Annotated in this window: 19 protein-coding genes; 5 read left to right on the top strand and 14 right to left on the bottom strand. The window is 56.3% G+C overall.

Translation table 11 applies throughout. From position 1 onward, the window contains the following. Positions 1-191: 191 nt before the first annotated feature. Genes xylA through BLU05_RS07250 form a run of 3 tightly spaced genes read right to left on the bottom strand, consistent with a single transcriptional unit; the run spans position 192 to position 4,222 of the window. On the bottom strand, positions 192-1,502 hold the full coding sequence (gene xylA / locus BLU05_RS07260) for a xylose isomerase (RefSeq protein WP_091878904.1): 1,311 nt from the start codon (positions 1,500-1,502) through the stop codon (positions 192-194). After that, a complete protein-coding gene (gene xylB, locus BLU05_RS07255; RefSeq protein ID WP_091878903.1) occupies positions 1,499-2,953 on the bottom strand; it encodes a xylulokinase in 1,455 nt (484 codons plus the stop codon). Before xylB ends, xylA begins: the two co-directional genes overlap by 4 nt. 24 nt (positions 2,954-2,977) lie before the next feature. Continuing rightward, a complete protein-coding gene (locus BLU05_RS07250; RefSeq protein ID WP_091880138.1) occupies positions 2,978-4,222 on the bottom strand; it encodes an ROK family transcriptional regulator in 1,245 nt (414 codons plus the stop codon). Positions 4,223-4,436: 214 nt separating this feature from the next. Between BLU05_RS07250 and xylF the strand changes: the two genes are divergently transcribed. From xylF to BLU05_RS07225, 5 genes are all read left to right on the top strand, one after another. After that, a complete protein-coding gene (gene xylF / locus BLU05_RS07245) occupies positions 4,437-5,477 on the top strand; it encodes a D-xylose ABC transporter substrate-binding protein (RefSeq protein WP_091878901.1) in 1,041 nt (346 codons plus the stop codon). Between the two features lie 86 nt (positions 5,478-5,563). Beyond that, positions 5,564-6,871 carry a sugar ABC transporter permease gene (locus BLU05_RS07240; protein WP_091878900.1) on the top strand — a complete coding sequence of 436 codons (1,308 nt, stop codon included), beginning with the start codon at positions 5,564-5,566 and terminating at the stop codon, positions 6,869-6,871. Between the two features lie 13 nt (positions 6,872-6,884). Continuing rightward, positions 6,885-7,664: an ATP-binding cassette domain-containing protein gene (locus BLU05_RS07235; protein ID WP_091878898.1), complete on the top strand. Its 780-nt coding sequence runs from the start codon at positions 6,885-6,887 to the stop codon at positions 7,662-7,664. A gap of 136 nt (positions 7,665-7,800) precedes the next feature. Continuing rightward, positions 7,801-8,049 (top strand): FitA-like ribbon-helix-helix domain-containing protein, encoded by a 249-nt coding sequence (locus tag BLU05_RS07230; RefSeq protein ID WP_091878897.1) that lies wholly within the window; start codon positions 7,801-7,803, stop codon positions 8,047-8,049. Then, a complete protein-coding gene (locus tag BLU05_RS07225) occupies positions 8,046-8,465 on the top strand; it encodes a type II toxin-antitoxin system VapC family toxin (RefSeq protein ID WP_091878895.1) in 420 nt (139 codons plus the stop codon). The genes BLU05_RS07230 and BLU05_RS07225 overlap by 4 nt, the downstream gene beginning before the upstream one ends. 52 nt (positions 8,466-8,517) lie before the next feature. On the opposite strand, the gene BLU05_RS07220 is transcribed toward BLU05_RS07225, so the two are convergent. The 11 genes from BLU05_RS07220 to BLU05_RS07170 form a co-directional block, all read right to left on the bottom strand. After that, positions 8,518-9,096: a NifU family protein gene (locus BLU05_RS07220; protein WP_091878894.1), complete on the bottom strand. Its 579-nt coding sequence runs from the start codon at positions 9,094-9,096 to the stop codon at positions 8,518-8,520. A gap of 99 nt (positions 9,097-9,195) precedes the next feature. Further along, positions 9,196-9,684 carry a universal stress protein gene (locus BLU05_RS07215; RefSeq protein ID WP_091878892.1) on the bottom strand — a complete coding sequence of 163 codons (489 nt, stop codon included), beginning with the start codon at positions 9,682-9,684 and terminating at the stop codon, positions 9,196-9,198. 27 nt (positions 9,685-9,711) lie between these two features. Then, a complete protein-coding gene (trpS, locus tag BLU05_RS07210) occupies positions 9,712-10,791 on the bottom strand; it encodes a tryptophan--tRNA ligase (protein ID WP_091878891.1) in 1,080 nt (359 codons plus the stop codon). Between the two features lie 109 nt (positions 10,792-10,900). After that, positions 10,901-11,287, bottom strand: a complete 387-nt coding sequence (locus BLU05_RS07205) for a VOC family protein (RefSeq protein WP_091878889.1) — start codon at positions 11,285-11,287, stop codon at positions 10,901-10,903. Next, entirely contained in the window at positions 11,284-12,882 is a 1,599-nt protein-coding gene (gene murJ, locus BLU05_RS07200; protein ID WP_091878888.1) for a murein biosynthesis integral membrane protein MurJ, read from the bottom strand. The genes BLU05_RS07205 and murJ overlap by 4 nt, the downstream gene beginning before the upstream one ends. Positions 12,883-12,919: 37 nt before the next feature. Continuing rightward, positions 12,920-15,730, bottom strand: coding sequence for a [protein-PII] uridylyltransferase (locus tag BLU05_RS07195; protein WP_091878886.1), 2,811 nt, complete (start codon positions 15,728-15,730; stop codon positions 12,920-12,922). Between the two features lie 111 nt (positions 15,731-15,841). After that, entirely contained in the window at positions 15,842-18,562 is a 2,721-nt protein-coding gene (gene mutS / locus BLU05_RS07190) for a DNA mismatch repair protein MutS (RefSeq protein ID WP_091880137.1), read from the bottom strand. Between the two features lie 147 nt (positions 18,563-18,709). Further along, positions 18,710-19,549, bottom strand: a complete 840-nt coding sequence (locus BLU05_RS07185) for a l-ornithine N(alpha)-acyltransferase (RefSeq protein WP_091880135.1) — start codon at positions 19,547-19,549, stop codon at positions 18,710-18,712. A gap of 157 nt (positions 19,550-19,706) precedes the next feature. Continuing rightward, positions 19,707-20,210, bottom strand: a complete 504-nt coding sequence (gene lspA, locus BLU05_RS07180; RefSeq protein ID WP_091878884.1) for a signal peptidase II — start codon at positions 20,208-20,210, stop codon at positions 19,707-19,709. A gap of 4 nt (positions 20,211-20,214) precedes the next feature. After that, positions 20,215-21,093, bottom strand: a complete 879-nt coding sequence (locus BLU05_RS07175; protein WP_091878882.1) for a TrmH family RNA methyltransferase — start codon at positions 21,091-21,093, stop codon at positions 20,215-20,217. Continuing rightward, a complete protein-coding gene (locus tag BLU05_RS07170; RefSeq protein WP_175540543.1) occupies positions 21,090-22,241 on the bottom strand; it encodes a class I SAM-dependent rRNA methyltransferase in 1,152 nt (383 codons plus the stop codon). The genes BLU05_RS07175 and BLU05_RS07170 overlap by 4 nt, the downstream gene beginning before the upstream one ends. Between the last annotated feature and the right edge of the window lie 80 nt (positions 22,242-22,321).

Genomic DNA, 22,321 nt, shown 5'->3' with positions numbered 1-22,321 from the left:
TTGGTTGGGGCTTTCACCCCCCTCTGTCCTGTCGGACATCTCCCCCACAAGGGGGGAGATCACTTTGACATGAACGCCTTTGCACAACAGGAACAGTTTCAGATTGTGCTAAGGCAGTAATACAGCTGATCTCCCCCCTTGTGGGGGAGATGCCCGACAGGGCAGAGGGGGGTGAAAACACCCCCAAGCCATCAAACATACCGATTGACGACATTCTCCAGATATTCCTGCCGACCGGAACGCGGTTGCGGCTGGATTTTCTTTTCTTCGACATGGGCAGCGATATCATCAAGCGATAGTTTGCCTGACAGCATCGCCTGTGCATCTGGCTTTGACCAACCGGCATAACGTTCCTCGACAAAGCCAGTCAGGGCCTTGTCTTCGACCATCTTGGCTGCTGCTTTCAAGCCGCGGGCGCAGGTATCCATGCCTCCAATATGCGCAATGATCAGATCCTGCGGGTCGAGCGACTGACGGCGCAGTTTCGAGTCGAAATTGGTGCCGCCCGTCGTGAAGCCACCGGCTTTCAGGATTTCGTAATAGGCCAGCGCCACTTCGGGTACATTGTTAGGGAACTGGTCCGTATCCCAGCCGGACTGGTAGTCATTGCGATTCATGTCGATGGAACCAAAAATTCCAAGTGCCGCAGCAGTTGCCAGCTCGTGTTCGAACGAGTGACCCGCCAGAATGGCGTGACCCTGTTCAAGATTGACCTTTACTTCATTCTCAAGACCGAAGCGCTTGAGGAAGCCATAAACTGTTGCCGCATCATAGTCATACTGATGCTTTGTCGGCTCCTGCGGCTTCGGCTCGATCAGGATGGCACCCTTGAAACCGATCTTATGCTTGTAGTCGACAACGAGGCTTAAGAAACGGCCCATCTGGTCCAGTTCACGCTTCATATCGGTGTTGAGCAGAGTCTCGTAGCCCTCACGGCCACCCCACAGCACGTAGTTCTCGCCCTTAAGCTTCTGCGTCACGTCGATACAGGTTTTGACGGTGGCTGCCGCATAGGCAAACACATCAGGATCAGGATTGGTCGCGGCACCGGACATATAGCGGCGGTTGGAGAAAAGGTTAGCCGTGCCCCAGAGGAGCTTCGTGCCTGTTGCTTCCATCTTGCCGGCAAAATAGTCGGCAATCTCGTAGAGACGTTTGTTGCTCTCGGCGAGCGTGTCGCCTTCCGGGCGCACGTCGGCATCGTGGAAGCAGAAATAGGGCGCACCAAGCAGCGAGAACATTTCAAAAGCCACGTCGGCCTTCAGTTTTGCCCCTGCCATTGTGTCATTGAACCATGGGCGTTCAAAGGTCTGACCGCCGAAGGGATCGCCGCCCGGCCATGTGAAGGAATGCCAATAGGCGACGGCAAAGCGCAGGTGATCTTCCATACGCTTGCCATTGATCAATTCATCCGGGTTGTAAAAGCGATAGGCAAGCGGATTGGTGCTGTCCGGCCCTTCATATTTGACTGGTTTGATATCACCAAAAAATCCGCTGCTCATGATTGAACTCCCTTTAATGCTGGATAGAGGCTGTGATAGCGCCGATAGGCGGCGTCGAACTCGGATGTGAGCGTCTTGTCGGGCTCGATGGTTTTTTCTGTTGCGGGCTGAGCGCAAATGCTGCGCGGATCGGCCCTTTCCGCAGCGATCAGGCCAAGCCTTGCCGCGCCGAACGCCGCGCCGAAATCGCCGTCAGCGGGAACGTCGACTGGAATGTCGAGTGCTGTTGCAATGGTCTTCAGCCAATAGGCGGAACGTGATCCACCGCCAACGGCGGTGACGCGATCAAGCTTGGTGCCGGCACTGGCAAGTGCCTGCAGGCAATCACGGAAGGCAAAGGCAACACCTTCGAGAACGGCCTGTGTCAGGCTTGCACGGTCGCTGGAGTGTTCAAGCCCCTGAAACGAGCCGCGAATGGCCGAGTCGTTAAGGGGCGTGCGCTCACCGGAGAGATAGGGCAGGAAGGTAACGCCTGATGGGGCACGCAGTTTATCGCCCAGCTCATCTGTCAATTCAGCCGGCTTGCGCGCTGTAATGCCCGCGTACCAGTTGAGCGCGTCGGTCGCCGACAGGATCACACCCATCTGATGCCATGTGCCGGGAAGGGCATGGCAGAAGGTGTGAACCGCGCTTTCAGGATTGGGCAGATAGGCGTTGTTGGCAGCAAAAAGCACGCCTGAAGTGCCAAGTGAGACAAAGGCATGACCTTCGGCAACCGTTCCCATACCGCAGGCAGAGGCTGCATTGTCACCGGCACCACCGGCAACAACCACCTGATTGCTCATACCCCAGCGGGATGCGAGATCGGCTTTTAGCGTGCCGGAAACCTCTGTTCCCTCGACGAGAGACGGCATATGGCTTTTATCCAGCCCGGATGCGGCGAGCAATTCTTCCGACCATGCACGTTTGCCGACATCGAGCCACGACGTGCCCGCTGCATCGGACATTTCAGAGACATGCTCGCCCGTCAGCCAAAGCCGCAAATAATCCTTCGGCAACAATATCCGCCGGGTTTTGGCAAAAATCTCCGGCTCGTTGTTCTTGACCCACACCACTTTCGGTGCGGTGAAGCCGGGAAAAACAATATTGCCGCTCAGCGCGCGGAAGATGGGATTGCCGTCAAGTTCCGCTGCTTCCTTGTGACTGCGGGTATCGTTCCACAACATGCAGGGCCGCAGCACCTTGTCATCGCCGTCGAGGAGCGTTGCGCCATGCATCTGCCCGGACAGGCCGATCCCTCTGACCGCTGCAAGTTCCTTGGGATGGCTGGCCTTGAGCGCTGCAATCGCCTCTTCCGTCGCGCGTATCCAATGGGCGGGGTCCTGTTCCGACCAGCCGGAATGCGGCCGTGAAACCTCCAGCGTTCCCGTGCCGGAGCCGATGACCAATTGTTTGTCGTCAATCAACAGCGCCTTGACGCCGGATGTGCCTAAATCGAGACCGAGATACATGGAAAATCCTTTGAAATATGAAAACTAGATCACGCGTCGAAGCGGCGTTTCACGCAGGTCGCCGGGAGCGAAAAGCTGGGTATCAAGATGCAGCAAAGATGTCATCATGCACCCCTGCAGGATGAGAGGATGCTCGTCAGGATAGCAGCGGATGGTCAGGTCAGGCTTGCCACCCCAGCCGGTTGTGCCGGATACCATCTCGCGAAGATCGGCTTCAATGAGATCGAAAACACCCGCACCCGGTCCAACGAGCGCGATGGGGATGGGATCAATCAATGAGAAGAGGCTGCGCAAGCCGGAGCCGATAGCCTCTCCGGCCTTGCGAAACGCCTCGCGCTCCACCCCATCACGGGCGCGGGCGCGATTTGCCACGTCGTCAAACGTGACAGAATCCACGTCCTGCGCGGGCTGAGATCGTTCATCTTCGCCAGCTGTCCGGCGCAAGATGGCGTAATCACTGGCATAAGCTTCGATACAGCCATGCCGGCCGCAGCGGCAAAGTGCACCGTTGGGCACATGCAGCATGTGACCAAATTCAGCCCCTGAAGACTGCACGCCAAGAAAGGGCTTGCCTTTGAGGTAAAGGCCCATGCCGATACCGTGCGAAAGCAGGATGGCGGCGAAATCTTCCGTATAATGTTCCGGATCGGTCCAACGCAGCGCTTCGGCAATCATGCTGCAATCATTGGCAACTGAAACGCTGACACCGTATCGCGCTGAAAGGACTTCGCCGAAAGCCACATTATTGTCCGGTGTAATTGGTGACCACAGCATAGTCGCGCTGGCTGCATCGGTCACACCCTGCACACCCATCGAAATATGCATGAGCTTGCCTGCACTGTCAGGCATGGCCGATAGCAGCCCGTCAAGCATTTCGCAGATTGCCCGTGTCAGATCGCCAGTGGTTGCATCCAGTGTCGGAATGCGCCGGATTTCTTCGCCGATCACCTGTCCCTTGTAGTCGAACAGCACCGCGTGGGCGAGATTAAGCGCCAATTCAACGGTCGCGATGGTGGCAATCTCAGGATTGAGTGTCAGCGCGACCTGTGGTCGGCCACGACGGTTGGCAGTGACATCGCCGTCACGGCTTTCATTGATGATTCCCTCGGCGATCAGCGCTGTTGTGATGGCCGAAACCGTGGACGCGCTGAGGCCCGTTTGGGCAACAATATCCGTGCGTGACAAAAGGTCATGGCCACGCAATGCGGCCAGCACGAGCCTGCGATTCTGGCGCCGAACATCATCGGGTCTGGCTATCTCATCAATCAACAAAGGATCTCCTCCCGAAATCTTTTTTTGATGCGATGCAAAAATATTGTTGCAATGCAATAACTTAGCAGATCAGATTCTATGTTGACATGGAAATCAAATTAAGTCACTATTTTTTTCGAGCCTCGAAATAAAGAGGTTTGGATATCTGGCCGGAGGTGAAAGGCTGGATATCTGACGGGATTAACGTGCCATGTGCACTGGGAGGATTATCATGAAAAAATACGCAACCGCTTTGGCGGGCGTTGCTCTTGCTGTCTCTTTGGCTGGCCCTGCGCTGGCAAAGGACAAAATCATTGGCGTGTCCTGGTCAAATTTTCAGGAAGAGCGCTGGAAGACTGACGAAGCTGCCATCAAGAAGGCGCTGGAAGCCAATGGTGACAAGTATATTTCGGCCGATGCGCAGTCTTCCGCTTCCAAGCAGCTGACCGATGTTGAAAGCCTGATCTCACAGGGCGCCAATGCGCTGATCATTCTGGCTCAGGATTCGAGCGCGATTGGACCAGCCGTTGAAAAGGCCGTTGCTGAAGGCATTCCGGTCGTTGGCTACGATCGCCTGATCGAAAACAAGGATGCGTTCTACATCACCTTCGACAACAAGGAAGTAGGCCGTATGCAGGCACGCGGCGTTCTCGCCGTGAAGCCGGAAGGCAACTATGCCTTCATCAAGGGTAGTTCCGCTGATCCGAACGCCGATTTCCTCTTCTCGGGCGCACAGGAAGTCCTCAAGGACGCCATTGCATCAGGCAAGATCAAGAATGTCGGCGAAGCCTATACCGATGGCTGGCTGCCAGCCAATGCGCAGAAGAACATGGAACAGTTCCTGACCAAAAACGACAACAAGATCGACGCTGTCGTTGCGGCCAATGACGGCACTGCTGGCGGTGCTATCGCTGCTTTGCAGGCGCAGGGTCTTGCCGGTACGGTTCCCGTCTCCGGACAGGATGCTGATTTTGCTGCGCTGAACCGCATCGCGCTTGGCACCCAGACCGTTACGATCTGGAAAGACTCGCGTGAACTTGGCAAGGAAGCTGCCGGTATTGCTGCGGCGCTTGCTGATGGCAAGAAGATGACTGAAATCCCGAAAGTCCAGAAGTTTGCTGGCGGTGCGAACAAGGTGGAAGTCAATGCCGTGTTCCTGACACCGGTTCCGGTCACCAAGGACAACCTCAACGTCATCATCGACGCCGGTTGGGTGAAGAAGGACGTTGTCTGCCAGGGCGTCAAGGCTGGCGCTGTCGCGGCCTGCAAGTAAACCTGAGATAATCTGTTAAAATTGAGCGCCGCTGATCCACAGGATCGGCGGCGTTTTAAAAAGAACCTTAGAATGGGGAGAGAAAAATGAGTGATCCGGCAGTCAGTATTGACCGGGCCCGCGCCTCCGAACTTGGCCTTGTCGCCCGTTTCTTCAAAGCGACCGAGCTTGATACCCGTCTTCTCGGTATGATCGGCGCGCTGGTCGTTATCTGGATTGCATTTCAGGTTCTCTCCGGCGGACAGTTTCTCACGCCGCGCAATCTGTGGAATCTGTCCGTGCAGACTTCATCCGTGGCCGTCATGGCAACGGGTATGGTGTTGATCATCGTCACGCGTAACATCGATCTGTCGGTGGGTTCGCTGCTGGGCTTTGTCGGCATGATCATGGGTGTGATGCAGACGGAAATGCTGCCAAAGCTTATCGGCTTCGAGCACCCCGCCACATGGATCATCGCGCTTGGCATCGGCATTGTCACCGGCGCTGTCATCGGCGGTTTTCAGGGTTTTATCATCGCATTTCTCGGCGTTCCCGCCTTTATCGTCACCCTTGGTGGTCTCCTCGTCTGGCGCGGCGCTGCGTGGTGGGTCACTTCTGGCCGGACGGTTGCGCCGATGGATTCCACCTTCCGCCTGATGGGCGGTGGCCCTGAAGGTTCGATCGGTTCCATGTGGAGCTGGATCGTTGGCATTGTTGCCTGTGTCGCCATCATCATCATGGTGGTCAACAGCCGCCGTCAGCGCAAACGGTTCAACTTTCCACGGCGTCCTGTCTGGGCCGAAGTGTTCATGACAGCCATCAGCTGCGCTTTGGTGCTCGGGGCGATCGCCATTGCCAATGCCTATTACTGGCCCATTGGCATCGTGCGCAAATATGCGGAAGCCAACAACATTACCATTCCCGATGGTGGCCTGTTTATCTCGCATGGCATTGCCATTCCGGTTCTGATTGCAGTGGCAACGGGCATCATCATGACTTTCGTGACGACGCGCACCCGCTTTGGCCGCTATGTCTTCGCCATGGGCGGCAATCCGGAAGCCGCTGACCTTGCGGGCATCAACACGCGCTGGGTTACTATGAAGATTTTCATCATCATGGGTATCCTCTGCGCCATCGCAGGCGCGATTTCCACAGCCCGCCTCAATGCGGCAACCAACGCACAGGGCACACTGGACGAGCTTCTCACCATTGCCGCCGCTGTCATTGGCGGAACGTCACTCGCCGGTGGTGTCGGCACGATTGCCGGTGCCATGATCGGTGCGCTGCTCATGCAGTCACTGAGTTCAGGCATGGTGTTGCTCGGGCTTGATACGCCCTTGCAGAATATTGTCGTCGGTCTTGTTCTGGTGGTCGCTGTCTGGCTCGACACGATCTATCGCCGCCGCACGGCTTGATGGAGGAGAAATCATGACCAATACACAGACACCTCTCATCGACATGGACAATATCTCGATAGCGTTCGGTGGTATCCGCGCGGTCGATGGTGCTTCCGTCAATCTTTTTCCCGGCGAAGTCGTGGCTCTTCTCGGCCACAACGGTGCCGGGAAATCCACACTGATCAAGATTCTGTCCGGTGCCTACAAGCGCGACAGCGGCACAATCAAGGTCAATGGCGAAGAAGCATCCATTGGCAATCCGCGTGATGCCAAGGCCTATGGTATTGAGACGATCTATCAGACGCTGGCTCTGGCCGACAATGTCGATACAGCCGCCAATCTTTATCTTGGGCGCGAATTGATGACGCCTTGGGGCACACTTGACGATGTGGCCATGGAACACAGTGCCCGAGAAGTGATGGGCCGCCTCAATCCGCGTTTCCAGCGTTTCAAGGACCCGGTGAAAGCCCTGTCAGGTGGTCAGCGCCAGTCGGTGGCCATCGCGCGGGCAATCCTCTTCAATGCCCGTATCCTGATCATGGACGAGCCGACGGCTGCGCTAGGACCACAGGAAACCGCGCAAGTGGGTGAACTGATCAAGCAGTTGAAGAGCGAAGGCATCGGCATTTTCCTGATCAGCCATGACATTCACGACGTGTTTCATCTGGCTGATCGCGTGGCTGTGATGAAAAACGGTCAGGTGGTCGGCACCGCCAAGGTGGGGGATGTCACCGAGGATGAAGTGCTCGGGATGATCATTCTGGGCAAATGCCCGCCCGGAGCTATTCCCGGTCCCGGCGCGGTCAACTGATTCAGCCGATTTAAACGTTTGAACAGCCCTGCCATGCGGGGCTGTTTGCGTTTCAGCACTATCACGGCTAGTGATTAATCATTGAATGCAATGCAATCATTGATTAATATGTATTCAATGATTGATGGAGATCATAATGGCCAGCATGACAATTCGCAATCTTGATGACCAGTTGAAAACACGGCTGCGTATTCAGGCGGCGCAGCATGGGAAGTCGATGGAGGATGAGGCGCGCGATATCCTGCGCGCGGCGCTTTCACGCGAGCCATTTGCGCCCGTCAATCTGGCTGACGCAATTCACGGGCGCTTCAAGGCATGGGGTGGTGTCGATCTGCCGATTGCCCCACGCGAAGCCGCCCGTAATCCTGTTGATTTCAACGAATGATTATCCTCGATACAAATATCATCTCGGAAATGATGAAGCTGGAGCCGGATGCACGGGTTGCGCAATGGCTTGGCGAGCAGCCCGTTGCATCGCTGTTTATAACCACGATCACGCAAGCGGAAATTTTATACGGCCTGTCGCTGCTTTCAGATGGAAAGCGCAAAGCGGCATTGTTGGACACCGCCCAGTCTATGTTCAACGAAGATTTTGCCGGTCGTATTCTGCCTTTTGACGGTTCTGCTGCTGAAACCTATCCCGAAATCTTTTTGGAGCGACGCAGGGCTGGCAAAACCATCAACCAGTTTGATGCGCAGATTGCGGCGATTGCGCAATCCAGAGGCGCAAAGCTTGCGACGCGGAATATAAAGGATTTTGCGGATTGCGGATTGGATATCATCAATCCCTGGCTAGCGTGAGACAACAAAAAGGCCGCATCAAGCGGCCTTTGTCATGATCATGTAGAAGCAATCAGATGGCTTCGACCTGCTGAACCTCAGGCACAAAATGCTTCAAGAGGTTCTGGATACCATGCTTCAACGTTGCCGTTGAGGATGGGCAGCCGGAGCAGGCGCCCTTCATGTGCAGGTAAACGGTGCCGTTCTCAAAGCCCCGAAACGTGATATCGCCGCCATCCTGCGCAACAGCCGGGCGCACGCGGGTCTCCAGCAATTCCTTGATCGTGTCGACGATCTCGGTATCCGCCGTGTTGAAAAACTCGCCTTCGCCTTCCAGCTGGGCCGTGGCCGCAACGGATGTCGCACTGGCCATGACAGGGGCGCCGGACATGAAGTGTTCCATGATCGCGCCGAGAATGGCCGGCTTCAAATGCTGCCATTCGGGGCCCTCAGCCTTGGTGACAGTTACAAAATCATAGCCGAAGAACACACCGGTAACGCCGGGAACAGCAAAAATCTTGGCAGCCAGCAGCGATGCTTCGGAAGCGGTCGCCGCATCGCGGAAGTCAGCCGTGCCTTCCTCAAGCACAACCTTGCCAGGCAGGAATTTCAACGTCGCCGGATTGGGCGTGGCTTCAGTCTGGATGAACATGGCGGATGTCTCGCGTGTCTAGTTTAGAACAGTTCAAAAGCATATAGGCCTTTCAGCCAGTCTCTTCAAGGCGGATTGTATCACGGTTTCAAGATGCAATCATGTGATTGCGTCAATATCCTCGTTTGAGAGATTATAAGGCACGACAGTCACCGGAATAGAAAAGGATTCGCGTCCGGCCAGAGCCTGAACCAGCGGGCCGGGACCGTCCTTGCCGGAACCAGCAGCCAGAACCAGAATGGCGATATCCTGATCTTCCTCGATGAGCTTCTGGATCTGTTCGGAAGTGATTCCCTCACGCACAACAAGCTCGGACTCAATGTTGATGGTTTCCCGCACGGATGCGGCAAACTTGTTCAGCGTCGAGTGCGCCCGCTCTTCGGCTTCTGCTCGCATAATCTGCTCAACACCGAGAAACTGCTGGAAGTCAGCGGAATCAATGACAAAAAGCAGAACCAGCACGCCATTCGTGGTCTTGGCGCGGCGCGAGGCATAGGCGACTGCCCGCTCGCATTCAGGCGTTTCGTCAATAACCGCCAGAAACTTGCGGCGGTGACCAGCTTCGCGGCTGAGACGTCTTGATACCATCTGTTCAACCTGCCCTGACTGTTGATCCTAATCCTGAAGAAATCCGACAATATCACGCACATTGCGCATCGTCTTCTCCGCCAACACACTTGCCTGTTCGCCGCCGTTTTTTAGGACGGAGTCGATATAGGCAGTATCGGCGGAAAGGCGGCGCATCTCGCTGGCAATCGGTGCAAGCTTTGCCACGGCCAGATCGGCCAAAGCGGGCTTGAACACGGAGAACTGCTGGCCGCCGAAATCGCGGATGACATTTTCCTTGTCCGTATCGGTGAGCGCCGCATAGATGCCGACAAGATTGTCTGCTTCCGGCCGCTCTTTCAGACCTTCAATATCCGATGGCAACGGCTCGGAATCGGTCTTAGCCTTGCGGATTTTCTTCGAGATTGTGTCTTCATCATCCGTCAGGTTGATGCGCGACAGATCGGACGGATCGGATTTCGACATTTTCTTTGTGCCATCGCGCAAGCTCATCACCCGCGCAGCTGGACCGCCAATGACAGGCTCCGTCAGCGGGAAGAAACTCTGGATGGTTTCATCGCCCGATTGGGTCTCGACGCCAAGACCAAGTTCGGCAATGCGGTCGGAGAAATCCGTGTTGAATTTTTGGGCAATGTCGCGTGTCAGTTCCAGATGCTGTTTCTGATCTTCACCGACAGGCACATGCGTTGCGCGGTAAACGAGAATATCGGCAGCCATCAGGTTGGGATAGGCGAAGAGGCCAACGGAAGCGTTTTCGCGGTCCTTGCCCGCCTTGTCCTTGAACTGGGTCATGCGGTTCAGCCAGCCCATGCGCGCGATGCAATTGAACACCCATGCGAGTTCCGCGTGCTGGCGTACCCGGCTCTGGTTGAAGACAATGTGCTTTTCCGCGTCGATACCAGCAGCCAGAAAAGCCGCAGTGACTTCGCGTGTATTGCGCTGCAACTCGGCCGGTCCGCCCCAGACGGAAACCGCCTGTGTGATCGCGTGCTGGTCAACGACGCAGTAAATGCAATTGTTATTTTCCTGCAAGGCAACCCAACGCCGCACGGCTCCCAGATAATTTCCGAGATGCAGATTACCGGTTGGCTGGACACCGGAAAAGACGAGCGGCTCAAACGTGCTCATGGTCAGTCCTTAGATCGTTCGGGGATCGGGTCTTCGGACCCGATGTCAATGGAGAGGAGGTTTTGGCAGAGCAGGGCGCTCTATTCAAGCCCTATCGAAACGTGCTGGTTCATTTGAGTTCGAGGAGGTCCCATGTGTTGCCATAGAGATCTTCAAACACGGCAACGCTGCCATAGGCTTCGTGACGCGGGTCTTCGAGAAAACGCACGCCTGATTTCAGCATTGCCGCATGATCCCGTGCGAAGTCATCCGTATAGAGAAACAGCGCTACCCGTCCGCCTGTCTGATTGCCGATGCTGGATATTTGCATTTCCGTGTCAGCCTGCGCCAGCAGGAGCTTTGCTCCATCTTGCTCAGGCGCGACGACAACCCAGCGCTTCGTGGGGGACAGTGCGGTATCGCTGACAAGCGAAAATCCTAACACCCCAGTGTACCATTCAATCGCCTCGTCATAATCGCGCACGACAAGGGTGATCATCCCGATATGACGGCTCATGCGGCAGGGTCCTCCGGTGGCGCTACAGGTGTCTTTGCGCCCCGTTTGACATTGCGGCGGATCATGCCGAAGCTCGCACCACCTGTTGCGAAAGCCAGCGCGAAATAGATGATCATGGAAAGCAGGATCAACCCAAAGACAACAGGTGCCTGAACATGAACGGGCGTATGGGAAGCAAGGTAAGGTGCTGCCCATTGGATCGCATAATAAAGCGCAAATCCCATCGCCGCAGCCGAAAAGATCAGGCGCGGAATACGCGTGAGCAGCGGAATATCGCGGCCCCAATGACCACGCCACACCAGCGTTGCGAAGAGCAGAATGGCATTGACCCAACCGGCGGTCACTTCAGCGGTGGCAATGCCGGTTTCCGCCATCAACGGAAACAGCGTGAGAGCCATGGCAACATTGATGACCACGGAAACTGCCGCAAAGATCATCGGTGTCTTGGTGTCTTCGCGGGCAAAGAAACCGGGAATGAAAGCCTTGATCAGAACAAAGGCGGGCAGGCCAAGGCCATAAACCGCAAGAATGTTGGAGACGCGCCGCGTCGACTCGACGGTGAATTCACCGCGCTCAAGCAGGAGCCGGATAATCGGCTCCGACATGACAAGAAGCGCGGCGGCAGCTGGCAGTGTCAGGAACAGGATGAATTCGACGGAGCGGTTCTGCAGGCTTCCGGCTTCCTTCAGATTGCCGGAGCGTAATGCGCGGGCAAGCTCGGGCAGCAGCACGGTTGCAACGGCAATACCCACAACACCAAGCGGCAACTGATAAACCCGGTCGGCATTGGCGAGTGATGTCACCGCGCCGTCCCGGGCGGAGGCGATATTCGTGTTCACCAGAAGATTGATCTGGGTAATGCCGCCGGTAATTGCGGCGGGGAGGGCAAGCACCAGCAGACGCCGCACATTCGGCGTGAAGTGCGGCAACCGGAAGCCGATCGAAATGCCCGCATTACGCACGGCAAACCAGACGATGGCCAATTGCACCAGACCGGCTGCCATAACGCCCCAGGACAGGCCATAGCCGATCTTGATACCATCATGGCCCTTATACCAGGCATAGGCGAGAACGCCGATCAGGATGACATTGAGAAACACCGGCGCAACTGCGGCGGCAAAATAGCGATGCAGCGAATTCAGCATACCGCTCATCATCGCCGCCAGCGACATGCAGGCGAGATAGGGAAACATGATGATTGCCATCGACACCGTGTTGCCGAACTTGACCGGATCATCGAGAAAGCCCGGCGCGATCACGGTCCGCACGATCAGCGGCATCGACAATTCCATCAAAATGGTCAGCGCCATCAGGACCGTAAAAAGTACACCGAAGACCTCTTCGGAAAAGCGCTTGGCGCCCTCCATGCCGTTCGCCTCAATCTCCTTGGCAAACAGCGGCACGAAGGCGGCATTGAATGCGCCCTCAGCAAACAGGCGGCGAAAGGTGTTGGGAAACCGGAACGCAGCATTGAAGGCATCTGCGACGGGGCCGGTGCCGAGCGCTGCTGCCATCAGCATTTCGCGCGTCAGCCCGAAAACACGGCTCATCAGGGTGCCGGAGGCCACCGTCGCGAATTTTTTGACCAGACTCATACCTGTTCCAGTTTTCGAATAAACATGGGTGCTGAACCTATTCTGCCGACATCAGGATGTTGTGCCGCTGCGGCTGTGCCGTGGTGATATCGCCTTCGCCGAACAAAGCGAGCATCTTTTTGCGGATACGGTTCTGCCGGGCCGCATTGGTGATCTGATGGCCAACGAGATCGGTGACGTAGAACACGTCGATGACCTTTTCGCCGAACGTCGTCACATGGGCCGATGCAATGTCGAGGGACAGATCGGAAATGACACCTGTTATCTCGGAGAGCAGACCCGGACGATCCAGACCCTCCACTTCGATAACGGTAAACTTGTTCGACAGTTTGTTGTTGATTTCGACACGCGGCGTGATGCGGAATGCCTTGACTGCACGCTTGGGCTTGGTCCGCGATGCCAGCATTTCAGGCAGATAGGATTTGCCCGAAAGCACATCTTCGATCAGGCGGCCAACCCGCATGGCACGGCGGCGCTCATCATCATCGGTCGGGAATTCGCGGCTGATGAGGATTGTATCAAGTGCCCGGCCATCGCTAGTGGTGAAGATTTGCGCATCGACAATGTTGGCGCCGGCTGCGGCACAGGCACCGGCGATGATCGACAGCAGGCGCGGATGATCCGGCGACAGCACGGTGATTTCGGTCACGCCTTCAAAATCATGGGTTTTCACCATGGTTGCCAGCGTCTTTTCGGTATTATCGGACTCGCGCACGAAATTGGCGTGACGCACCTGATCATCGAGGCTGACCGTCAGCAGATAGTTCTGATAGTGCAGGGCAAGATAGGACTGGCGCTCCACCTGCGGCCATGACGAAAGGGAATGCTCAAGCTGCGCACGGGCGTGGTCGGTGCGCTCCTTGCGCGATACTTCCGAGAAGCCGCCGGTCAGCATCAGTTCCGTTTCATAGAAGAGGGTGCGCAGCAACTGGCCCTTCCAGCCGTTCCATACGCCCGGTCCAACCGCCTTGATATCGCAAACGGTAAGGATCAGGAGAAGCTTCATCCGGTCGAGCGTTTGAACAATCTCGGCAAAATCCTCAATGGTCTTGCGGTCATTGAGATCACGCGACTGTGCCACCATACTCATGGTCAGGTGCTGTTCCACAAGCCATGAGACGGTTTCCGTATCGGACTTGGACAGGCCCAGACGCGGGCAGATACGCTTGGCAATGCGGGCACCCGCATGGGAATGATCTTCGGGCCGGCCCTTGGCGATATCGTGCAGCAGCAGCGCGACGTAGAGCAGCTTCCGGTCTTTCTTCATACCCGGCATAATCTGGTTGGCCAGCGGATGTTCCTGACCAAGATCGCCATGCTCGATTTCCGAAAGCACAGCGATACAGCGCAGCAGATGCTCGTCAACCGTATAGTGATGATACATGTTGAACTGCATCATCGCGACGACCTTGCCGAAATCCGGGATGAACTTGCCCAGCACGCCTGACTCATTCATGCGGCGCAGGATCAATTCCGGATTGCGCTCGGAAGTCAGGATTTCGAGGAACAGGCTATTGGCCTCAGGGTTTTCGCGCAACTCCGCCTTGATCAGCGAGAGCGAACGGGTAACGAGCTGCATCGCATCGGGGTGAAGTTCAAGGCCATGCAGATCCGCCAGATGAAACAGGCGGATGAGATTAACGGGGTCTTTATGGAACACGCCGTCATTGGCGATGGTGATGCGGTGATTGTCGACGACAAAATCCGATGTTCCCGGAAGCTTGCGTTTGCGCCGGGAAAAGGTGAGGAAAATCCGGTTGAAACCCGGAACGTGTTTAGCCTGCTCTTCTTCCAGCGCCGCGCAGATGATGCGGGTCAGGTCGCCCACTTCCTTGGCTACAAGGAAGTAATGCTTCATGAAGCGCTCGACGTCGCGCTGGCCGGGATGGGCCGTATAGCCGAGCCGTTGGGCAATCTCGCTCTGAATATCGAAAGATAGCCGCTCTTCCGCCTTGCCCGTATAGAAATGCATATGGCAGCGCACGGCCCAGAGCAGGTCTTCGGCCTTGCGGAAAATATTGTGTTCGGCCTTTGACAGCACGCCGAGCTTGACCAGTTCGTCGCTGGTTTTGACGTGGTAATAATATTTGGCAATCCAGAAAAGCGTGTGCAGATCGCGCTGACCGCCTTTGCCTTCCTTGACGTTCGGCTCGACCAGATAGCGCGTGGCACCCGCCTTGCGGTGGCGTTCATTGCGCTCGGTGAGCTTGGCTTCAATGAAAGCGGGTCCCGTACCCTTGACGACTTCCGTATCAAACCGGCGGACCAATGTGGTGAAAAGCTCGTCGTTGCCGCAGACATAGCGCGCTTCGAGAATGCTGGTGCGGATGGTCATATCAGCAAGTGACTGGCGAATGGATTCGTCAATATTGCGGGTGGCATGGCCGACCTTCAGGCCCATATCCCAAAGCATATAGAGAATATACTCGACCACCTGCTCGCCCCACGGCGTCTGCTTATAGGGGAGAAGGAATAGAAGATCGATGTCCGAACCCGGAGCCAGGCCGCCGCGACCATAGCCACCCACGGCAACCACGGTCATACGCTCCGCCGAGGAGGGGTTGGTCGAATGGTAGATGTGGGTGATGGCAAACTCGTAGAGTGCCGAAATGATCTGATCCATCAGATAGGACAAGCGCACGGAGCAGCGTGTGCCGCCGCCGTCCTTTTTCAACATCTCTTCAGCAGTCTTGCGACCCGAACCGAGTGTTTCTTTCAGGAGCAGCAGCACGTCATTGCGATTGACGGAAGCGGCGCCTTGTTTCTTTGCCGCCTTGACCAGATCTTCAAATTGACGATGAAGTTTGGCCGGACTGACGATCTGTTCCAGTTTCAGGTCTGCGCTCATGAACACGACTTTATGAATGATGGCCGCACGCTATAGCGTGTATTTGCTATAAACGAAATGCTTACCTTTGAAGACAGTGTATCCGCTAGGGTCAGGCGTGCCCCTATGCGCTCAGGATGTCGGGTTTGTGGCAAGGCCTTTCAACCGGTAGAGGGCGTCGAGCGCTTCACGCGGGGTCATTTCATCCGGGTTTACTGTTGAAAGCGCGGCCAGCAAAGCGCTGTCCTTACCCTTGGCGGGTGCTTTCACCTCGCGTTTCACCTCAACCGAGAACAAGGGCAGATCATCAATCAGCTTGTCCGCCTTCCCTGAAGTCTCTCCAGCCTCAAGCTGATGCAGAACGTCGCGGGCGCGATTAACCACCGCTTCGGGCAGCCCCGCAAGCCGTGCCACCTGCACGCCATAGGACCTGTCAGCAGCGCCCTTGGCCACTTCATGCAGGAAGACAACATCGCCATCCCATTCCTTGACACGCATAGTGACGTTGCTCAGCCGCGGCAGTTTTTCCGAAAGCGAAGTCATTTCGTGGAAATGCGTGGCGAAAATCGCCCGGCACTGGTTTTTTTCGTGCAGATATTCCACCGCCGCCCAAGCGATGGAAAGACCGTCAAACGTGGCTGTTCCGCGCCCGATCTCATCGAGAATAACCAGCGAATGATCACTGGCCTGATTGAGAATGGCAGCGGTTTCCACCATTTCTACCATGAATGTCGAGCGACCGCGTGCCAGATCATCCGAAGCGCCGACGCGCGAGAACAGCCGGTCGACAATGCCGATATGGGCGGAGCCCGCCGGAACAAAGGAACCCATCTGCGCCAATATGGCAATCAACGCATTCTGGCGCAGGAATGTCGATTTACCACCCATATTCGGCCCGGTCAAAAGCCAGATAGCGCCCTTGGCCGTTCCTTCCGGTGAAAGATTACAATCATTGGCCACAAACGGATTGGCGGCCTGACGGCGCAGGGACTGTTCGACAACGGGATGGCGACCGGCAACAATTTCGAAGGCCAGACTGTCATCAACAAGCGGGCGGCAATAGCCCTGCTCTTCGGCAAGCGCGGCAAGCGATACGGAAACATCGAGCGTCGCCAGTGCTGCTGCACCGGCGCGGATCGCATCCGCATTGGCAACGGTTTCCGTGACGAGCGTCTCGAAAATCCCAAGTTCAATCGCCAAGGCCCGTTCCGCCGCATTGGCAATCTTGGTTTCAAGCTCTGCGAGTTCGGTGGTGGTGAAACGCATGGCATTGGCGATGGTCTGCCGGTGAATGAATTTGCCTTTGGCTTCATCCGTATCCGTCATGACAGATGAATTGTTGGCTGTTACCTCGATGAAATAGCCGAGCACATTATTGTGTTTGATCTTGAGCGAGCGGATACCGGTCAGATCCATATAGTCGGCTTGCAAGCCGGCAATGATGCGGCGCGAATGATCGCGCAGCGCACGCATTTCATCGAGTTCCGCATTGTATCCGGGGCGGACAAAACCGCCATCGCGCTTGAGCAAAGGCAACTCATCATCAAGCGCATGCTCAAGATGGGTGGCAAAATCCACCGGTAAAGCGCCAAGGCAGTTGCGAACTGCAGAAAGTTCCGCCGGAAGCACTTCTCTTCCAAGGAAAGTGGCAATCTCGGCCGCCGCTTCCAGCCCACGCGCCAGCGCACCCAGATCACGCGGGCCGCCACGTCCAACCGCAAGCCGCGACAGGGCACGCGGCATATCAGGGACGCCCTTCAAGGCCTCGCGGGTCAGATCGGCAAGCGATTGGCCCGCCAGAAAACAGGATACGGAATCAAGCCGCTCGGCGATGGCATCGGGATTGGTGAGGGGCGAGGTCAGGCGTTCGGCAAGAAGCCGCGCACCGCCGCCGGTAACCGTCCGGTCTATGGATTTCAGCAGGCTGCCATCGCGTTGGCCGGATAATGTGCGCAACATTTCCAGATTGGCGCGGGTAGCCGGGTCAATGAACAGCGTGGAGCCTTCGGATTCCCGCTCCGGCCGCATCAGCGGCGGGCGTTCGGCAATCTGGGTCTTTTCCACATAGGCGATAGCGCCTGATATCGCTGAGAGTTCGGCACGGGAGAAGTTGCCGAAACCGTCGAGTGTCGCCACATCGAAATAGCGCTGAATGCGGTTTTCTGCCGTGGCACTGTCGAAAAGGCTCGGTGGCTGCGGACTGACGGAACGGCCGATCACATCGAATGTCGGGCGTAGTTCCGGATCATGGAAAACCGGGTCGGCAACGATTAACTCACGCGGGTCGACCCGCAGAATATCAGCCAGAAGCCGCGACGGATCTGTTTCGGCCACCCGAAATGTTCCGGTCGAGATATCGATCCAGGCAAGCGCAAACTGGCCCTGTGCCGCACCTTTGACCCGTCCCAGCGTCATCAGATAATTGGCTTCGGAAGGATCAAGCAGCTTTTCTTCAGTGATGGTGCCCGGTGTGACCAGACGCACGACATCGCGCTTCACCACGGATTTCGAGCCGCGTTTGCGAGCCTCGGCTGGGTCTTCCACCTGTTCGCAAACCGCGACCCGGAAGCCGCGCATAATCAGCTTTTGCAGATAGTCATCCGCCGCATGCACAGGAACGCCGCACATGGGAATATCGTTGCCCAGATGCTTGCCACGTTTGGTTAGCGTGATTCCGAGCGCACGCGATGCCTGCACGGCATCATCGAAGAACAGCTCGTAGAAATCCCCCATCCGGTAAAACAATAGGCTATCGGGGTTGGTCGCCTTGATCTCGATATATTGCTCCATCATCGGCGTTGGGCGCGCCGAGAGGTCAGCTTCATAGGATGGTGTTTCCGCTGTGAATGGCATGTCGGCCAAGACGTTCTCCTGAATTTGACCGATTCCGATCAGAAGACCAATCTATGCGCTATCGAAAACTTTACACACCGTGCGACAACATCATCAGTGGTTTTCTCCACAGATGATGTTGTTCCAGCACGCAGGGAAGGGCAAATTTCAGTCGAAACGCTTGGCGTTTGAGATGTAATGGCTGACGTAGCGGCTGGAAATCCGGCTGACCGGCAGGATAATCAGCACATCAGTCGTGCCAAAATCATAGTCGACTACCGCACCGTCGCCGATCATGGCACCGAGACGCAGATAACCTTTGATCAATGGCGGCATGGCAAACAATGCGACCTTTGGATTAACCGCTTCGCTTGGGACGAGATCCATTGGCTGGTACAGCGAAGGCAGAGCCTGGACATCCCAATCTGCAGTTGCGCGGCAATTGTGATAGAGGAACGACAGCGGCAATGCATGTGCCGCCGGGACAGTTCCCTGGAAAGATGCGCAGCCGAACATCACGTCAATCGAGTGATAGCGGCAATAGCTCCAGATCCCCTGCCAGAGCAGTTCGACCGTGCGCTTCGAGCGATACTCCGGCAAAACACAGGAACGTCCCAACTCAAGAAAGTGCATTTGCGGTTTGGCGGCCACAAGATTGTCGATGGTGTATTCGCTCGTCGTGTAAAAGCCACCGGTCTTATGGGCAACTTCCGAACGCATCAGGCGATATGTACCGACGATCTGCTTGTGCTTTGGCCCGACAATCGAGGTGTCATAAACCAGAAGATGGTCGCATACCGGATCGAAACGATCCGCATCACGCTGTTCCAGCGAAGCCGAACCTTTGGCACCTAACTCATCGAAAAATACTTTGAAACGCAGCTGCTGAGCCGAGACAATTTCGTCCTCGGTCTGGGCAAGACACACTTCCATCGTCCCAATGCGTCCAAGCACCGAGACCAGGTGTGGCGCCGTAAACGGCGAGCGTGTTGAATCAACCTGCGACATCGTGTGCTGATCTTTAGAGATAGACGCAGGTTCAAGCAAGGCGAAGCTCATAACGATTCGCTCTCATCATGGTTGATCGGCAATCACTAGATGCCTGAATACAACAATTGGATGACGAGCACATGACGTCCAGAACGCTGCAAATACTGGTTTATGATCAGTTTTCCCCAGTCTGCCCCTTCGGTGTTTTGCGCTCTCGCAGCCACACAAATATTTCTTCAAGCACAACAAGCGCTGCGCCGACAGAAATATAAGCGTCAGCCAGATTGAAGACGGCAAACGACCAGGATGGCAGGTGGAAAAGAATATAATCAACGACATAACCAAGCAGGCTGCGGTCAATCAGGTTGCCGATAGCGCCACCGATGATCAGCGCAAAGCCGATGCGCGAAATCCATCGCGCCGCGGCGGTGGTCCACCAGAGATAGCTGACAAAGGCGATGACAATGACAGTCATGCCAACAAGGGCAAGGTCATGCATGCCGCTGAGCATTGAAAATGCGATGCCATTATTGTGAACGCGGAAAAGTGCAAGAAATGGCAGCACGTCGATCTGCTGCTGATAGTCCATTCCGGTCTCAACGAGATATTTGATGATCTGGTCACTGGCCACGGCAAAAACCACGATGGCGAGCAGGCTGAAGAAGGATTTGTTCTTCATGGGGTCATTTATCCTGTTTGTCGCCGATGAGCGTCAACGCCTCACGGCGGATCTCGAACAGCATGACGCCGGTGGCGATGGCAAGGTTGAGCGAATCCGCTCGGCCTTCCTGCGGAATACGGGCAAGCTTGTCGCAGGTCGATGCCAACGCGTCGGGGAGACCCTGCTGTTCGTTGCCCATCAGCAATATGACGGGTTTTCCCTTATAGGGGATCGTCCGGTAATCCACGGCACCCTTGAGATGCGTGCCGACGATGAGACCGGAGAAACCCTTACGCCAGGCAAGGAATTCGGCTTCCGTCGCGCGCGCCAGTGGCACGGCAAATAGGGAACCCATGGTGGCACGCACGGTTTCCAGTGAAAACGGGTCCGTCGTATCGCCGATCAGAATGATCCCCTTGGCGCCTACGGCATCGGCGGTACGGATGATCGTGCCGAGATTGCCGGGGTCGCGCACCCGGTCGAGAGCCACGTAAACTTCGTTGCCCTGCGGTTTGATCGCGGACAAGGGCTGCAACTTCTGCTCGAAAACACCGACAACCATTTGCGGGTTGTCGCGGCGGGTGATTGCGGAAATCACCTTTTCATTGACTTCAAGCACATCGCCGCCTTTGGCGACGGTGCGGGCTGCCACCTGCTCGACGAGGGAATTGCCCTTGCCAGCCTTGGAATAGACGAGTGTCTTGATAACCCAGCCGAGATCAAGCGCATCGATAACCAGTTTCAGGCCCTCGGCAAGGAAAACGCCCTGTTGATCGCGAAACTTCTTCAGCGCCAGTGAGCGCAAATCCTTGACGATCGGATTGGTCAGGCTGGTGACTTCCTTGACCCTGCCGGGGCTTGAAATAGAGCTGCCGTGCTGGCGGTCATCATGTCTTGTCATTTGGCACCCCAGCGGCTGAACAGGGAAGTGGAGAGCGCGCGACCCGACGAGCGTTCGCGCAGGATCAGTTCGCCCGATTGTACTTCGCCGCCAAGGCCTGTGAATGCATCGCGCATCAGCTCGTGGATCGCAAAGAATGATGCCCGGATGGAATAGGCTGTCAGAACAACGCCGAGCGGGTTGGGTGTGAGGATCGACCGGCAAAGATCGACCATATCAGGCAGGTTGTCGAAAAGCTGCCAGACCTCGCCATTCGGGCCACGGCCATAGGCGGGTGGATCAAGCAGGATGATGTCATAACCGCTGCCGCGCCGCTCTTCGCGGGCAACGAACTTCATCGCGTCTTCGCAAATCCAGCGAATAGGCTTGCTGGACAGCCCCGCCATTTCCTGATTTTCCCGCGCCCAGACAATCGCTTTCTTCGAGGCATCGACATGCGTTACCTCTGCACCGGCACGCGCGGCAACGAGTGAGGCGACGCCGGTATACCCAAAGAGATTGAGCACTTTTACCGGACGCTTGGCGTTGCGGATAGTTTGGTCCATATGCGACCAGTGTGTTCCCTGTTCGGGAAACACACCGACATGGCGAAATGAGGTGAAGCGGCCGAAGAACGGGATACCCTCATAGGCCATTGGCCAGGTCTCGCCGAGCGGCACATGTGGAAAGTACCAGCGTCCAACGCCCTCTTCATCCGTATTGCCCGTGAAGACAGCATCCGCCTTGTCCCACTCGGCCTTACTCCATGCCGGGAGCCAGATGGCCTGACCTTCTGGCCGGATAATGCGGTAGGGACCGTATTGTTCAAGCTTCAGGCCGTTGCCGCTATCAAGCAGCGCATAATCGTCTGATGGCAGTGTTTCGAGGATCAAGCCGGTCTTTTCGGTCGGGCGCGTACCGGTGCGGCGGGTCAAGACACGCTTCGGCAGGGGCTCTGAACGCGGCGCGGCCTTGACGCGGGTGTCAATTTCCGGCGCAGGAGCAGGCTTGGCAAATTGCGGACGCGGCTTGGTGGCCTGCTGCTTGTAGGGAGCGGCCTTCGGTCCTACGCCCTTAGGGCTCGCACCCTTGGGGCTTGCGCCCCGGGGGTCAATACCCCGGGGGCCAGTACCCCCGGCTTTCCTGATTTTTCCACCAGACGATTTCAAACGACTATGCCCTCGTGTTCCCTTGGCCTTTGATCCAATGGTGGTTTCCTATGCCAAGACGAGGAAAGGCGAAAGCTAAA

The sequence above is a fragment of the Phyllobacterium sp. OV277 genome (assembly GCF_900104355.1).
GTDB lineage: Bacteria > Pseudomonadota > Alphaproteobacteria > Rhizobiales > Rhizobiaceae > Phyllobacterium.
This window is presented reverse-complemented; position numbering and strand designations above follow the sequence as displayed.

What these genes read in the sequence shown, in the direction of transcription:
- BLU05_RS07220 (WP_091878894.1), bottom strand. Translation starts at nt 9,096, where the DNA reads ATGTTCATCCAGACTGAAGCCACGCCCAATCCGGCGACGTTGAAATTC.
- murJ (WP_091878888.1), bottom strand. Translation starts at nt 12,882, where the DNA reads ATGAGTCTGGTCAAAAAATTCGCGACGGTGGCCTCCGGCACCCTGATG.
- BLU05_RS07185 (WP_091880135.1), bottom strand. Translation starts at nt 19,549, where the DNA reads ATGTCGCAGGTTGATTCAACACGCTCGCCGTTTACGGCGCCACACCTG.
- BLU05_RS07235 (WP_091878898.1), top strand. Translation starts at nt 6,885, where the DNA reads ATGACCAATACACAGACACCTCTCATCGACATGGACAATATCTCGATA.
- BLU05_RS07230 (WP_091878897.1), top strand. Translation starts at nt 7,801, where the DNA reads ATGGCCAGCATGACAATTCGCAATCTTGATGACCAGTTGAAAACACGG.
- BLU05_RS07215 (WP_091878892.1), bottom strand. Translation starts at nt 9,684, where the DNA reads ATGGTATCAAGACGTCTCAGCCGCGAAGCTGGTCACCGCCGCAAGTTT.
- BLU05_RS07240 (WP_091878900.1), top strand. Translation starts at nt 5,564, where the DNA reads ATGAGTGATCCGGCAGTCAGTATTGACCGGGCCCGCGCCTCCGAACTT.
- xylB (WP_091878903.1), bottom strand. Translation starts at nt 2,953, where the DNA reads ATGTATCTCGGTCTCGATTTAGGCACATCCGGCGTCAAGGCGCTGTTG.
- BLU05_RS07195 (WP_091878886.1), bottom strand. Translation starts at nt 15,730, where the DNA reads ATGAGCGCAGACCTGAAACTGGAACAGATCGTCAGTCCGGCCAAACTT.
- xylA (WP_091878904.1), bottom strand. Translation starts at nt 1,502, where the DNA reads ATGAGCAGCGGATTTTTTGGTGATATCAAACCAGTCAAATATGAAGGG.
- xylF (WP_091878901.1), top strand. Translation starts at nt 4,437, where the DNA reads ATGAAAAAATACGCAACCGCTTTGGCGGGCGTTGCTCTTGCTGTCTCT.
- lspA (WP_091878884.1), bottom strand. Translation starts at nt 20,210, where the DNA reads ATGAAGAACAAATCCTTCTTCAGCCTGCTCGCCATCGTGGTTTTTGCC.
- BLU05_RS07175 (WP_091878882.1), bottom strand. Translation starts at nt 21,093, where the DNA reads ATGACAAGACATGATGACCGCCAGCACGGCAGCTCTATTTCAAGCCCC.
- BLU05_RS07205 (WP_091878889.1), bottom strand. Translation starts at nt 11,287, where the DNA reads ATGAGCCGTCATATCGGGATGATCACCCTTGTCGTGCGCGATTATGAC.
- mutS (WP_091880137.1), bottom strand. Translation starts at nt 18,562, where the DNA reads ATGCCATTCACAGCGGAAACACCATCCTATGAAGCTGACCTCTCGGCG.
- BLU05_RS07225 (WP_091878895.1), top strand. Translation starts at nt 8,046, where the DNA reads ATGATTATCCTCGATACAAATATCATCTCGGAAATGATGAAGCTGGAG.
- trpS (WP_091878891.1), bottom strand. Translation starts at nt 10,791, where the DNA reads ATGAGCACGTTTGAGCCGCTCGTCTTTTCCGGTGTCCAGCCAACCGGT.